Source organism: Kineosporia sp. NBRC 101677 (assembly GCF_030269265.1).
GTDB classification, from domain to species: Bacteria; Actinomycetota; Actinomycetes; order Actinomycetales; family Kineosporiaceae; genus Kineosporia; species Kineosporia rhizophila.
The window spans coordinates 440,336-453,257 of the sequence record NZ_BSTA01000004.1 but is presented as its reverse complement, the minus strand read 5'-3'; the positions used below and the strand labels follow the sequence as shown (position 1 = coordinate 453,257).

General features: G+C 71.8%; 11 protein-coding genes and 1 pseudogene. 7 read left to right on the top strand and 5 right to left on the bottom strand.

Annotation, left to right across the window (positions count from 1 at the left end):
• The first annotated feature begins 117 nt into the window (after window positions 1-117).
• From QSK18_RS14830 to QSK18_RS14820, 3 genes are all read left to right on the top strand, one after another.
• Entirely contained in the window at window positions 118-1,740 is a 1,623-nt protein-coding gene (locus tag QSK18_RS14830) for a methyl-accepting chemotaxis protein (protein WP_232811770.1), read from the top strand.
• An 80-nt stretch (window positions 1,741-1,820) separates the two neighbouring features.
• Entirely contained in the window at window positions 1,821-2,897 is a 1,077-nt protein-coding gene (locus tag QSK18_RS14825; RefSeq protein WP_285619636.1) for an NADH:flavin oxidoreductase/NADH oxidase, read from the top strand.
• Window positions 2,898-3,212: 315 nt separating this feature from the next.
• Entirely contained in the window at window positions 3,213-3,581 is a 369-nt protein-coding gene (locus QSK18_RS14820; protein ID WP_232811772.1) for a hypothetical protein, read from the top strand.
• Between the two features lie 13 nt (window positions 3,582-3,594).
• On the opposite strand, the gene QSK18_RS14815 is transcribed toward QSK18_RS14820, so the two are convergent.
• Together QSK18_RS14815 and QSK18_RS14810 are read right to left on the bottom strand one after the other, a co-directional pair.
• Entirely contained in the window at window positions 3,595-4,182 is a 588-nt protein-coding gene (locus tag QSK18_RS14815; protein WP_232811773.1) for an ATP-binding protein, read from the bottom strand.
• A gap of 59 nt (window positions 4,183-4,241) precedes the next feature.
• Window positions 4,242-4,676, bottom strand: a complete 435-nt coding sequence (locus tag QSK18_RS14810; protein WP_232811774.1) for an STAS domain-containing protein — start codon at window positions 4,674-4,676, stop codon at window positions 4,242-4,244.
• A 109-nt stretch (window positions 4,677-4,785) separates the two neighbouring features.
• On the opposite strand from QSK18_RS14810, the gene QSK18_RS14805 reads away from it, so the two are divergent.
• Together QSK18_RS14805 and QSK18_RS14800 are read left to right on the top strand one after the other, a co-directional pair.
• Window positions 4,786-6,399, top strand: coding sequence for a GAF domain-containing SpoIIE family protein phosphatase (locus QSK18_RS14805; protein WP_285619631.1), 1,614 nt, complete (start codon window positions 4,786-4,788; stop codon window positions 6,397-6,399).
• Between the two features lie 178 nt (window positions 6,400-6,577).
• On the top strand, window positions 6,578-6,949 hold the full coding sequence (locus tag QSK18_RS14800; protein WP_232811776.1) for a hypothetical protein: 372 nt from the start codon (window positions 6,578-6,580) through the stop codon (window positions 6,947-6,949).
• 66 nt (window positions 6,950-7,015) lie between these two features.
• Here the strand turns inward: QSK18_RS14800 and QSK18_RS14795 are convergent, their stop codons facing one another.
• The 3 genes and pseudogenes from QSK18_RS14795 to QSK18_RS14780 all read right to left on the bottom strand — a co-directional run bounded on the left by QSK18_RS14795 (window position 7,016) and on the right by QSK18_RS14780 (window position 10,666).
• A complete protein-coding gene (locus QSK18_RS14795; RefSeq protein ID WP_285619628.1) occupies window positions 7,016-9,076 on the bottom strand; it encodes a xanthine dehydrogenase family protein molybdopterin-binding subunit in 2,061 nt (686 codons plus the stop codon).
• Window positions 9,073-10,073, bottom strand: a pseudogene (locus tag QSK18_RS35945) (FAD binding domain-containing protein). The gene QSK18_RS14795 and the pseudogene QSK18_RS35945 overlap by 4 nt, the downstream one beginning before the upstream one ends.
• Window positions 10,070-10,666: a 2Fe-2S iron-sulfur cluster-binding protein gene (locus QSK18_RS14780; protein WP_285619622.1), complete on the bottom strand. Its 597-nt coding sequence runs from the start codon at window positions 10,664-10,666 to the stop codon at window positions 10,070-10,072. The pseudogene QSK18_RS35945 and the gene QSK18_RS14780 overlap by 4 nt, the downstream one beginning before the upstream one ends.
• 68 nt (window positions 10,667-10,734) lie before the next feature.
• Here QSK18_RS14780 and QSK18_RS14775 point away from each other — a divergent pair, with 68 nt between their 5' ends.
• Window positions 10,735-11,319 carry a GNAT family N-acetyltransferase gene (locus QSK18_RS14775; RefSeq protein ID WP_232811780.1) on the top strand — a complete coding sequence of 195 codons (585 nt, stop codon included), beginning with the start codon at window positions 10,735-10,737 and terminating at the stop codon, window positions 11,317-11,319.
• Window positions 11,320-11,433: 114 nt separating this feature from the next.
• On the top strand, window positions 11,434-12,903 hold the full coding sequence (locus tag QSK18_RS14770; RefSeq protein WP_232811781.1) for a methyl-accepting chemotaxis protein: 1,470 nt from the start codon (window positions 11,434-11,436) through the stop codon (window positions 12,901-12,903).
• Window positions 12,904-12,922: the final 19 nt, after the last annotated feature.

Sequence of the window (12,922 nt, the reverse complement as noted above, 5' to 3'; positions counted from 1 at the left end):
CGGGCTAACCCTGCGTGGCTTCTCGACGATGGGCAGAGGAAGCCAGACGCTGGTTGCGTGAGCACGTCGCAAGAAGTGCGCCGGCAGACCGCGACAGCCCCTCCGAAAAGGATGTCCATGCCCGCCGCGAAGTCCCCCGCCGCCTTCTTCGGCAACCTCTCGCTGCTGAAGAAGATCTTCAGTCTGATCATCGTCGCCGCCCTGCTCAGTGTCGGGATCGGGGTGCTGGGACAACGCGCGGTGAGCTCGGTCGAGCAGGCCACCGACGAGATCGTGCAGGTCCAGGCCAAGCGGGTGGAGATCGCCCTGCAGGCCCGCGCCGAGTTCGCCGGGCTGCGCCGCGACATCCTGCTCAGCGGTCTGGCCGACGGCACCGCCGGCCAGGCCGCGCTCGAGGCCGTGAGCACCGGCGCAGCCGGGGTGGCGGCCAAGTTCGACGCGCTCGAGGCCACCGGCCTGGACGAGGCCGACCAGGCCACGATCGCGACCGAGCGCGAGAACCTGAGCGCCCTGGAGCAGATCTACACCGCCCAGATCGCCCCGCTGACCCAGCGCGACGACCTGACCGGCCGGGAGTACCGCCAGCTGGGCCAGATCGTCACCGGCGAGTTCGCCACGGTCTCCGACAAGGTGCGCGACGGCCTGAACGAACTGGCCGACAACGCGCTGGCCGACATGGCGGCCAGCGCTCAGGAGGCCAAGGACTCGGCCCGCTCCGAGATCATGCGCTCCTGGACGATCGTCGCGGTCGGCGTGCTCCTGATGGTCGGGTTCGGCTGGTGGCTGGCCCGGATGATCTCCTCCACCGTCGGCCGGGTCCGCGACGGTCTGGTCGCCCTGGCCGACGGCGACCTCACCCGCCGGGTGCCGGTCACCGCCAACGACGAGGTGGGCGAGATGGCCGGTGCGCTGAACCGGGCGAGCGACTCGCTGCACGCCGCGATGGAGGACATCCGTACCAGTTCCAGCACGCTGACCGGCAGCTCCGAGGAACTCACGGCCATCTCCAGCCAGGTGGCGGCGAACGCGCAGGAGACCACGTCGCAGGCCAACAGCCTGAGCGTGACCTCGCAGGAGGTCTCGGGCAACGTGCAGACCGTCGCGGCCGGCACCGAGGAGATGAGCGCCAGCATCCGGGAGATCGCCAACTCCTCAGCCGAGGCCGTGCGGGTCGCGGCCGGCGCGGCCACCGAGGCTGCCACCGCCACCGCCACCGTGGGCAAGCTGGGCAGCTCCAGCGAGGAGATCGGCAACGTGGTCAAGGTGATCACCTCGATCGCCGAGCAGACCAACCTGCTGGCCCTGAACGCCACCATCGAGGCCGCCCGCGCCGGCGAGGCCGGCAAGGGCTTCGCCGTGGTCGCCGAAGAGGTCAAGCAGCTGGCCCAGGAGACCGCCCGGGCCACCGAGGACATCGGCCGCCGGGTCGAGGCGATCCAGGCCGACACCCGGGACGCGGTCGAGGCGATCGAGCGGATCACCCGCACCATCGAGGACGTGAACTCCTACCAGACCACGATCGCCTCGGCGGTCGAGGAGCAGACCGCGGTCACCTCGGAGATCGCCCGCAGCATCGACGAGACGGCCACCGCCGCCTCGCGGATCGCCACGGACATCAACGCCGTCTCGCACGCCTCGCAGTCCTCCAGCGCCGGCATCGCCGACGCCGAGCGGGCGGCCTCCGACCTGGCCCAGGTCGCCAACGGCCTGAACCAGCTGGTCGGGCGCTTCCGGCTCTGAACCCGAGTCTGAGTCCGAGGCGGGCCTAGTTCACACCCGGCGCGGGGAAGTCCCTTCCCCGCGACCGGGTTCTTCCCGTCATGAGCCTTCTCTTCTCTCCGTTCACCCTGCGCGGCGTCACCGTCCGCAACCGCGCCTGGGTCTCACCGATGTGCATGTACTCCAGCGAGCAGGGCCGGCCCAACGACTGGCACCTGGTGCACCTGGGCAGCTTCGCCCGCGGTGGCGCCGGGCTGGTGATGCAGGAAGCGACCGCGGTGGTGCCGGAGGGCCGGATCTCCCCGCAGGACGCCGGGATCTGGAACGACGAGCAGGCCGCGGACTACGAGCGGATCAACCGCTTCGTCCGGTCCCAGGGCGCGGTCACGGCGATCCAGCTGGCCCACGCCGGCCGTAAGGCGTCCACCTACGCGCCCTTCCGGGGCAAGGGCTCGGTGCCGGCCGACGAGGGCGGCTGGAAGACCGTCGCCCCCTCCGCCGCCGCCTTCGGCCGTTACGACGTTCCCGTCGAGATCCCCGCGTCCGACCTGCCCGGCCTGGTGCAGGCCTGGGCCGAGGCGGCGCAGCGGGCGATCGCGGCCGGCTTCCAGGTGCTGGAGGTGCACGCCGCCCACGGGTACCTGCTGCACCAGTTCCTCTCGCCGGTGAGCAACCTGCGCACCGACGCCTACGGCGGCGACCTCGCCGGGCGCTCGCGGCTGCTGGTCGAGGTGGTCGACGCCGTCCGGGCGGTGATCCCCGACGCCACCCCGCTGCTGGTCCGGGTCAGCGCCACCGACTGGGTGCCCGACGGTCTGGACGTCGAGGAGGTGGCCCAGGTGTCCGCCACGCTGAAGGAGCACGGCGTCGACCTCGTCGACGTCTCCAGCGGCGGCAACCACCCGGACCAGAAGATCACCCTCGGCCCCGGCTACCAGGTGCCCTTCGCCCGGCGGGTGAAGGAGGTCAGCGGTCTGCCCACGGCCGCGGTCGGGCTGATCACCGAGCCGAAGCAGGCCGAGCAGGTCCTCGCCGAGGGCTCCGCCGACGCCGTCCTGCTCGGCCGGGTGCTGCTGCGTGATCCCAGCTGGGCGCACCGGGCGGCGCACGAACTGGGTGACGACGTGACCTGGCCGCCGCAGTACGAGCGCGGCCGGTTCCCCCGAGAGCAGCACTAGCCCGAACGGGTGAGTCCTTGATCATCCGCGATCACGAGGAGTGATCGACGCAGACCGGCGGAGCGTGACCATGCCGCTGCGTAGTGCAGGAACGCAGGAAATAGACGGTGTTGTCCGCCACAGCGGCCGGGATCAGCTTGCTCTGGGTAGTTGTCGCCCGATAGGACCACTGAGGGTCCTGAGGACGACAACAGTCGGGGGCTCCGGGCGCCGACAAGGAAGTTGAGACGCGGAGCCGAAGCTCAGTGCCCCGCCACCGGCGCCAACGCTCCTCGTTCCACAGATTCAGCCCTCGTGGCCGGAAGGAAAGACACCGTGAGCAACCTGGACACCGTCCTCAAGGAAGCCATGCAGATCGACGGCGCCATCGGCGTCGCCCTGGTCGACTACACCAGCGGGATGACCCTGGGCCAGGCCGGCGGGGCCGTGCTGGACCTCGAGGTCGCCGCCGCCGGCAACACCGAGGTGGTGCGTTCGGAGCTGCGCACGATGGAGTCGCTGGGGATGCGTGACGGCATCCAGGACATCCTGATCACGCTGACCACCCAGTACCACCTGATCCGGCTGATCACCGGCCAGTCCGGGGCCGGCCTGTTCCTCTACCTGGCCCTGGACAAGCAGCGGGCCAACCTGGCCCTGGCCCGGCACAAGCTGGCCAACCTGGAGCGCACCATCCAGATCTGAGCCGGGCTTCGTCTCAGTCCCCGGTCGCCGCGCGCGAGCCTACGTCCCGTAGCTGCTCGAGCAGGCGGCCGGGAGGCTGGTCGGGCACCTCGGCCCAGACCGTCTTGCGGCCCTCGTGCACGTACCAGCCGGCCTGGGCGGCCATGGTCAGCACCAGCGCCAGCCCACGCCCCCCGGGCTCGTCGCCGGCCAGTCTCCCCACTCGGAGCTCCTGCTCCGGCGCCGCGTCACTCACGCTGAGCAGCCAGGCGTCGGCGGTGCAGGCCAGTTGCACGGATATCGGCGGCCGGCCGTGCCGGACCGCGTTGCCGGCCAGTTCACTGAAAACCAGCTCGACCCGGCGGGCCACCTCGGCCATCACCGGGGATCCGGCGGGCAGAGGCAGCGGGACCTCCCGGTGGCACCGCGCGAGGAGGGACTCCCGCACCGCCGCCATACCGGTGAGGCCGTTCAGGGGCCAGGCCCCGAGCTGCTGACGGATCAAGTCGGGCGGTCGATTGCGCACCAGGATCGGGATGTCGACGCTCCCTGATTGGTAGGGGCGTCGGGCTCGGCCGGGCGGGACGCGGAAGACCTCGCCCCTCCCGGGGTCCGGCCTCATGCTCCCGACACTAGGGGACGGCTCGACCGACCGCCCGGTGAGCCAGCCGGAGGCAGCGCTCAGGGCGTCTCCTGGCCGCCCGGGCTCACTCGGCCCTCCACCCACTGGAACAGCGGGGCCGCCCCGGCCACGGCGAGCATCTCCTCGACCACCGGCGCCGGGCCGCACAGCTCGGTGGTGCCGCCCTGGGAGCGCACGGAGGCGGCGATCCGCACCAGGAACGAGATCCCGACCGAGTCGATCATCTCCACGTGCCGGACGTCGACCAGGATCGGCGACTGCTGGTCGACCGCGTGCCGGCCGGCCTCCTCGAGCTCACCGACCACGCTGATGTCGATCACCCCGCGCAGGAGCACGACCACGGTGCCGTCCTCGTCGTAGACCGAGACGTCTCCACCGGGCCGGGGGTCGGGCCGCACTCCGGACTCCTCCCGCACAAGTCGAAGGTGTCGTGCCGGCTCCCGGTCCGAAGTGCCGTTGTCAGCCGTGTCCATCCACCTCACTCTAGGAAGCAAGGGCCGAGGTCGCACTACGACCCGAATGCCGTTACCGCCCATACTGTGGGCGTGCAACTCCACGTCCATCGTCGACCCCGGCCGTGCCATGGTTGAGGTCCCGGACCCCACCGCCGACCGCTTCGGCCCCCTGGTCCGCGACACCCTCGACGTAACCGCAGCCCTGGTCTTCCGGACCGCCGATGATCAGTTCCCGCCCGATACGGCCGGGGTCTGGCTGGCCCGGCGGGCGGTCCAGACGGGTGAGCCGGTGGTGGTGAACGACCTCGGCCGACACGAGCTCACGCGGCAGCGGGCGTTCTCGGACGGATCCCACATCGCCGCCGGGCTGGCTGTCCCGGTGCAGGACGGCACGCTCACAGTCGGTGCCCTCTGCGCCCTCGACGCCGCCCCCCGGGCCTGGACCGAGCGGGACATCCACGTCCTCACCGGGCTGGCCGCGGCCTGCTCGGCCGAACTGAGCCTGCGCCGTTCCCACGCCGAGGCGGCGGCCCAGCAGCAGCGGGCCGAGACTGCGTGGGCGGACGCCGAGCAGCGCGGCGAACAGGCCCGCCTGGCCCAGCACCGGTCCGAGCTGGTCACCGTGGCCACCCTGGAGTCGGAGCAGCAGGCCCGGCTGTTGCTGGCCCTGTCCGAGGCACTCGCCGTGACCACCACCGTGGCCAGCGTGGTGAAGGTGGTGGAGCAGGTAGCGGCCGAGAACCTGGGCGTCGAGACGACCCAGATCGTGCTCGGCGAGGCCCCTGCTGAGGACCGGCCCGGCGGCCCCTGGCTGCGGCTGCCCCTGTCCGGTGGGGTGAGGGGCACGCTGGCCCTGGGCTGGAGCTCGGCCGACTCCCCCTGGACGGCCTTCGGACAGGAACCGCCCGGGCCGGTCCAGGAGCGCATCCGGGAGGCCCTCGCAGCCCTGGTGCAGTACACCTCGACCGCCCTCGAGCGGGCGATCCTGCTGGAGGAACGCCGCGACACCGCGACCACCCTGCAGCACGCCCTGCTGACCACCCTGCCCGAGCGCGACGACGTGCACCTCGCCGCCCGCTACCTGCCCGCGGCCAGTGCCAACCAGGTGGGTGGCGACTGGTACGACGCGGTGGCCCTGCCCACCGAACCCGGGGGCGGGCCGGGCGACCTGGCCGTGATCATCGGCGACATCGCCGGGCACGACATCGAGGCCGCCGCCACCATGGGCCAGATCCGGAGCCTGCTGCGCGGCCTGCTGGTGGATCGGCCGCAGCCCCCGGCCGAGGTGATGACCCGGCTCGACGCGGCGCTGACACACCTGCGGATCGACACCGGTGTGTCTGCTGTGCTGGCCATCCTGTGCCCCTCCCCCGATCGGCCCGGCGCAAAACGCCTGCACTGGGCCAACGCCGGGCACCCGCCCCCGCTGCGGGTCACCGGCGCCGGGGTGGCCACTCTGCTCACCCCCGCCCCGGACCTGTTGCTGGGCATGCCCTTCCACCTCGGGCGGACCACCCACGAGCTCGACCTCGACCCGGGCGACACGCTGATCCTGCACACCGACGGCCTGGTACAGCGGGCCGGGCGGCGCATCTCGCAGGGGCAGGAAAGTCTGCTCGCGGCGGCCCGGGAACATCACCGCCTCGAACTGCCGGAACTGCTGGACCGGCTGCTGAGCGAACTCGTCGACGAAGGCACCGACGACGACTGCGCGATCCTGGCCGTGCGCCTGCCGAGCTGACCGTCTCGGCCGACACGCAGAAACGCCACCGAACCGGCACTGAACCCGCGCTGCCCCGAGCGGGTGAGACCGCAGTGTGAGGGCCCAGGTCCCAGGACCAAAGTCCCTACGCAATCCGCGTACACGCGGTCACCGTGAGCAGTGGTTGCCCGTCGGTTCCGTGGAAGGAAAACTTTTCGTGTCCAACATCGAGATCGTCCTCAAGGAAGCCATGCAGATCGACGGCGCCATCGGCGCCGCGCTGGTGGACTACACCAGCGGCATGACCCTCGGCCAGGCCGGCGGCGGCGGTGGGCTGAACCTCGAGGTGGCGGCCGCGGGCAACACCGAGATCGTCCGCGCCAAGCTGCGCACGATGGAGTCGCTGCGGCTGCGCGAGAGCATCGAGGACATCCTGATCACCCTCGACACCCAGTACCACCTGATCCGGCTGATCCAGGGCCCCACCGGCAACGGCCTGTTCCTCTACATGGCCCTGGACAAGCGCCGCGCCAACCTGGCCCTGGCCCGGCACAAGCTGGCCAACCTGGAGCGCACGATCGAGATCTGAGCACCCGGGCCCGACGAAGGGGACGGACCGGTCTACCGGCCCGTCCCCTCCGTCTGCCGGTCGCCCTCAGCGCAGAACGTCTTCCAGATGGATCGGCAGGTCCCGGACCCGGACCCCGGTGGCGTCGTGGACGGCGTTGGCCACCGCGGCCGCGGTGCCGACGATGCCGATCTCGCCGATGCCCTTGGTCCCGGCCCCGCCGAGGTGCTCGTCCCCCTCCTCGATCCAGCCGATGTCCACCGCCCCGACGTCGGCACAGGATGCGACGTGGTACGAGGCCAGGTCGCGGTTGAGGTAGTCGCCGAACGCCGGCTCGATCACGCCCTCCTCGTGCAGGGCCATCGACAGGCCCATCGTCATGCCGCCGAGAAACTGCGACCGCGCGGTGCGGGCGTTGACGATCCGCCCGGCCGCGAACACCCCGGTCATCCGCGGTACCCGCAGTTCGCCGGTGTCACGGTTCACCCGGACCTCGACGAACTGGGCCCCGTAGGCTCCCCGGGTGTGTTTCTTCCCGAGGGCCTTGATGTCCTCGGCGGTGTTCGCGGTCACCGACGAAGCACCCTGCTCGCGCAGCTGACGGCAGGCCTTGCTGACCGCCCACCCCCACGACCGGGTGCCCATCGAGCCACCGGCGATACCGGCCTCCGGCAGGTCGGTGTCGCCGATCAGCATCTTCACCCGCTCGGCGGGCACGTCCAGGGCCTCGGCGGCCAACTGGCGCAGCGCGGTGCGCGCGCCGGTGCCGATGTCCGCCGCGTTGATCGCCACGGTGTAGCAACCGTTCCCGTCGGCCGAGGCCCGGGCGCTGGCGGGCATCTCGTAGGTCGGGTAGAACGACGCGGCCACTCCCGACCCGATCAGCCAGCGGCCCTCACGCCGCTCACCGGGAGTGCGCGGACCCGGCCGCCACCCGGAGCGCCGGGCCCCCTCCCGCAGGCAGGCCACCAGATTGCGGCTGGAGAACGGATTCCCGGTCTCCGGGTCGATCTCCGGCTCGTTGATGATGCGCAGTTCCACCGGGTCCAGGCCGAGTTCGGCGGCCAGCTCGTCGACCGCCGACTCGAAGGCGTAGAAGCCCGGGCACTCCCCCGGTGCGCGCATCCACGACGGCACCGGCACGTCCAGCCGGGCCAGGCGGTGGCTGGTGCGGCGGTTGGGGGCGGCGTACATCGAACGGGTCGAGACCGCGGTCTGCTCGGCGAACTCCTTCACGGTGGCGGTCTGTTCGACCACCTCGTGGATGATCGCGTTCAGCCGCCCGTCCCGGTCGGCCCCCAGCCGGATCCGCTGGATCGTCGGCGTCCGGTACCCGACCAGCGAGAACATCTGCTGCCGGGTGACCGCGAGCTTGACCGGGCGCCCGGTGACCTTCGCGGCCAGGGCGGCCAGCACCACGTTCGGACGGGGCGTGCCCTTCGACCCGAATCCGCCGCCCACGTGCGGGTTGAGCACCCGCACCCGGCCCGGGTCCAGCTCGAACAGCCCGGCCAGGGTCTTGCGCACCGGCTGCCCGCCCTGGCTGGAGTCGTGCACGGTGAGCGACCCGTCGTCGGCCCAGATCGCGGTGGTGGCGTGCGGTTCGAGCGGATTGTTGTGCAGGGCGACGGTGGTGTAGGTGTGGTCGACGCGGACCGGGCTGCGGTCGAACGCCTGGTCCGGCTCGCCCTGTTCGCTGTCGGTCGCGAACGCCGGGTTCACCTTCTCCGGCTTGTACAGCGAGGCGTGGTCGGGGGTCAGGACGACGTCGTGGTCGAGTTCCTCGTACTGCACCGGCAGGGCGGCCGCCGCCTCCCGGGCCGCCTCCGGAGTCTTCGCCACCACCAGGGCCACCAGCTGACCGTGGTAGGCGACCTCCGGCGACTGCAGCACGGCCAGCACCGGATCACCGACATCGCCCAGCCGCGGCGCGTTCTCGTGCCAGAGCACGGCGATCACGTCGTCGTCGCGCAGCACGTGGTCGGCGTCCACGGCGAGCACCCGCCCCCGGGCCACCGGCGAGGTCACGATCCAGGCGTAGGCCGTCCCGCCCGGCTCACCGTGCTCGTAGGCGTAACGGGCCGTTCCGGTGACCTTCTCGACCGACTCGTCGCGAGCCAGCGGCGGGCCGGTCAGGGCGGCGCTCACGCTTCCTCCTCGATCCCGGCCAGGGTGCACAGGGCGGCGACGATCAGGTTCTGGCTCAGCCGGACCTTGAACTCGTTGTCCGGCAACGGTTCGGCGGCTGACATCTCGAGTTCGGCGGCTCGGCGGAACTCCTCGGCGCCGGCCACGCGGCCGGTCAGTGCGGTCTCGGCCAGGCGGGCCCGCCAGGGCTTGTGAGCCACTGCGCCGAGCGCGATCCGGACCTCCTCGACCGTACCGTCGGCAGTGAGGCTCAGCCCGGCCGCGACCGATCCGACCGCGAACGCGTACGAGGCCCGGTCGCGGGCCTTGCGGTAGAGCGAGTTCTTATGCACAGCAAGCGGACTGGGCAGCTCGACCGCGGTGATCAGGTCGACCGGGTCGAGAACGGTGTCTCGTGAGGGGTCTTCACCGGGTGCCGGTACAGCTCGTTCAGGGCGACCTGCCGGTCCCCGCCCGGGCCGGTGACGTGCACCCGGGCGTCGAGCGCGGCCAGGGCCACGGCGAAGTCGGACGGATGGGTCGCGATGCAGTGCTCACCGGCGCCGAGGATGGCCAGGTCACGATGGACGCCCGTGCGGGCCGGGCAGCCGGAACCGGGCTTACGCTTGTTGCACGGTTTGGTCACGTCCTGGAAGTAGAGGCAACGGGTGCGCTGCAACAGGTTTCCGCCCACGGTGGCCAGGTTGCGCAGCTGGCCGGAGGCACCCGAGAGCAGAGCCTGGGAGAGCATCGGGTAGGCGGTGCGCACCCGCGGGTCGGCGGCGAGGTCGGAGTTGCGTACGGCGGCGCCGACCAGGAGGCCCCCGCCCGCCGTCGCCTCGATCCGGTCCAGATCCAGGCGGGTCACGTCCACCAGCAGATCCGGCGACTCCACCCCCAGGCGCATCAGGTCGACCAGGTTGGTGCCGCCGCCCAGGAACTTGGCGCCCGGCCGGCCGGCGAGCTGGTGAACGGCCTGCCCCGGGGCCTCGGCCACGGCATAGGCGAAAGGCTTCATCGCGTTCCTCCCGGCTCGTACCCGGTCTCGATTCCCGGGGCGTGATCGGCTGCGGCCGCGTCGAGCACGGCCGGGACGATGTTGGCGTAGGCGCCGCAGCGGCACAGATTTCCGCTCATCCGCTCGCGCACCTCGGCCTCGTCGAGCGCGACCGGAACCTCGGGCGGGCCGGATTCGGGCGGGGTGACCGCAGAGGGCCAGCCGGCCCGGGCCTCGGACAGCACCCCGACCGCCGAGCAGATCTGGCCCGGCGTGCAGTAACCGCACTGGAAGGCGTCCCGGTCGACGAAGGCGCGCTGCACCGGATGCAGGCTCTCGCCGTCGGCCAGGCCTTCGACGGTGGTGATCTCGCGGCCCTGCGCAGTCACGGCGAGGACCAGGCAGGCGTTCACCCGGCGGCCGTCCAGCAGCACCGTGCAGGCCCCGCACTGGCCGTGGTCGCACCCCTTCTTCGACCCGGTCAGGTCGAGGTGCTCACGCAGTGCGTCGAGCAGGGAGGTGCGGTTGTCCAGGGCCAGTTCGTGCTCGGAGCCGTTCACACCGAGACGCACCGTGCTGGTCGTCGACTGGGAGCGGCTGTCCGTCGTCGTCATGCGGCGACGCTACGGCGCCCGCCGGTGGCCCGCCTCTTGATCATTGAGCTGTCCCTAGAATGGGCCACATGCCTGCTCTGGTCAGAGATGTGATCCCGGCCGGTTCGTGGTCCTCGGTGCCACAACCGGGTTTCCGCGGGGAAGGGCTGCTCCTGCGGCCGTGGCGTCACGGTGACGAGCCCTTCCTGCTCGAGGCCTACTCCGACCCGGATATCCAGCGGTGGCACGCGCTCGCCCTGGCCGACGAGGCCGAGGCCACGGCCTGGATCGAGCGCAAGAGCGCCGCCTGGGCGGGCGAGACGGCGGCCGACTGGCTGGTCGAGGGCGAGGGGAAGGCGCTGGGCCGGATCGGGTTCCGGGTGGCCGACCTCAGCCTGGGCGAGGCCGAGGTGGCCTACTGGGTGGCCCCCGCGGCGCGCAACCAGCAGGTCGCCACCCGCGCCACCCGGGCCCTGACCACCTGGTCGCGGGCCCACGGTCTGCACCGGCTCACGCTGCTGCACTCCACCCGCAACGAACCCTCCTGCCGGGTGGCCCAGCGCTGCGGCTTCGCCCTGGAGGGCACGGCCGTGCAGTCGCTTCTGCACAGCGACGGCTGGCACGACATGCACCACCACGCGCTGCTTCTGGACTCCACCCACCGATCGGAGTAAAGGCCGGGGCGCCCGCTGCCGACGACGGGGCTGAGACCCGACGGGGGTCGCGTCCGATCGGGGGTCGGTGTGGGGCTGGGCTGGAGACGCTCGCGGGAACGCCGGGAGTGGACCGTGACCACCAGCGTGTTCACCGCGCTGGGCTTCGTGCTGCTGCTCACCCTCGGCATGGCCGTGCTGGCCCTGAACGTGCAGCAGCGGGTGGTCGAGCACAAGGACCGGGTGATCGAGCACGACACCTCGCTGGTGCTGCAGGCCCGCACCCTGATGGACCTGCGCGACGCCCGCGCCGCCGCCAACCGCGCCTACCTGTTCTCCGCCCGGCCCAAGTACCTGGGTGAGCAGTACCGCCTGGACCAGGAGTTCGAGCAGCAGCTGCGCACGCTGGGCGAGACCGTGGACACCGCCCGGGGCCGGGAACTGGTGGAGCGGATCGCCTCGCTGCAGGCCAACTTCATCCGGCTCGACGAGGGCCCGATCCAGCTGCGGCAGCAGGGCGCCGAGGCCGAGGCGGTGGTCGCGGCCTGGGGCGAGATCGACGAGCAGCGGGTCACCACCACCCGGGCGATGGACACCCTCTACGAGTACCTGCAGGGCCTGGTGCTGGAACGAGAGGAGGCGGCCACCCAGGTCGCCCGCGACGGCGTCCGTCTGGTGGTCGCGGCCTTCCTGGCCATCCTGGTCGGGGCCGCAGTGGTGGCCTCGCTGGTGGTGCGTCAGGTTCGCGGGCGGGTGCTGTCCGCGGTCCGCTCGGTCCAGGCGTCCTCGGCCGACCTGGTGCTCAGTGCCCAGCGCCAGACCGAGGGCGCGAGTCAGCAGGCCAGTTCGGCGGCCGAGATCGCCACCACGGTCAAAGAGATGCTGACCGAGTCGCGCCGGATCGCCGAGGGGGCGCAGGACGTGGTGTCGGCGGCCGGGCAGACCGAGGAGGCCGGCCGTCACGGCCGGGACATCGTGCTGGCCACCCGCTCCTCGATGGAGCGCATCCGCGAGCACTCCGGATCGGTGGAGGCCCACATGGAGGGCCTGAACCAGAAGGCGCACCAGATCAGCGGAGTCGTGGAGATCGTCTCGGAGCTGGCCGAACTGACCAACATCGTGGCGATCAACGCCAGCATCGAGGCGGCCGGCGCGGGCACCGAGGCGGCCCGGTTCGCCGCCCTGGCCGACGAGATCCGGGCGCTGGCCGACCGGGTGGCCGGCTCGACCCGGGAGATCGGCGAACTGGTCGCCTCGGTGTCGTCGGCGGTGGAGGACACCCGGCGGGTCAGCCGGGAGGCCTCGGAGGTGGTCGGCGACGGGGCCACGATGGTCGGGCAGGCGGTGGACAGCTTCGAGGAGATCGTGGCCCTGGTGGCGAACACGATGGAGTCGGCCCGGCAGATCCAGCTCTCCACCAGTCAGCAGACCGTGGCGGTGGAGCAGACCGACCTGGCCATCTCGGCGATGGCCGAGGCCACCCGGGAACACCAGGAGTCGGCCGGGGGCACCAAGGCCACTGCCGACGAACTGGCCGGGCTCTCCTACCAATTAGGGACGCTGGTGGTCTCCGGATCGTCGGCACCGGTCACCCAGGCGCCCTGACCGGCCGCCGGGAGACCCG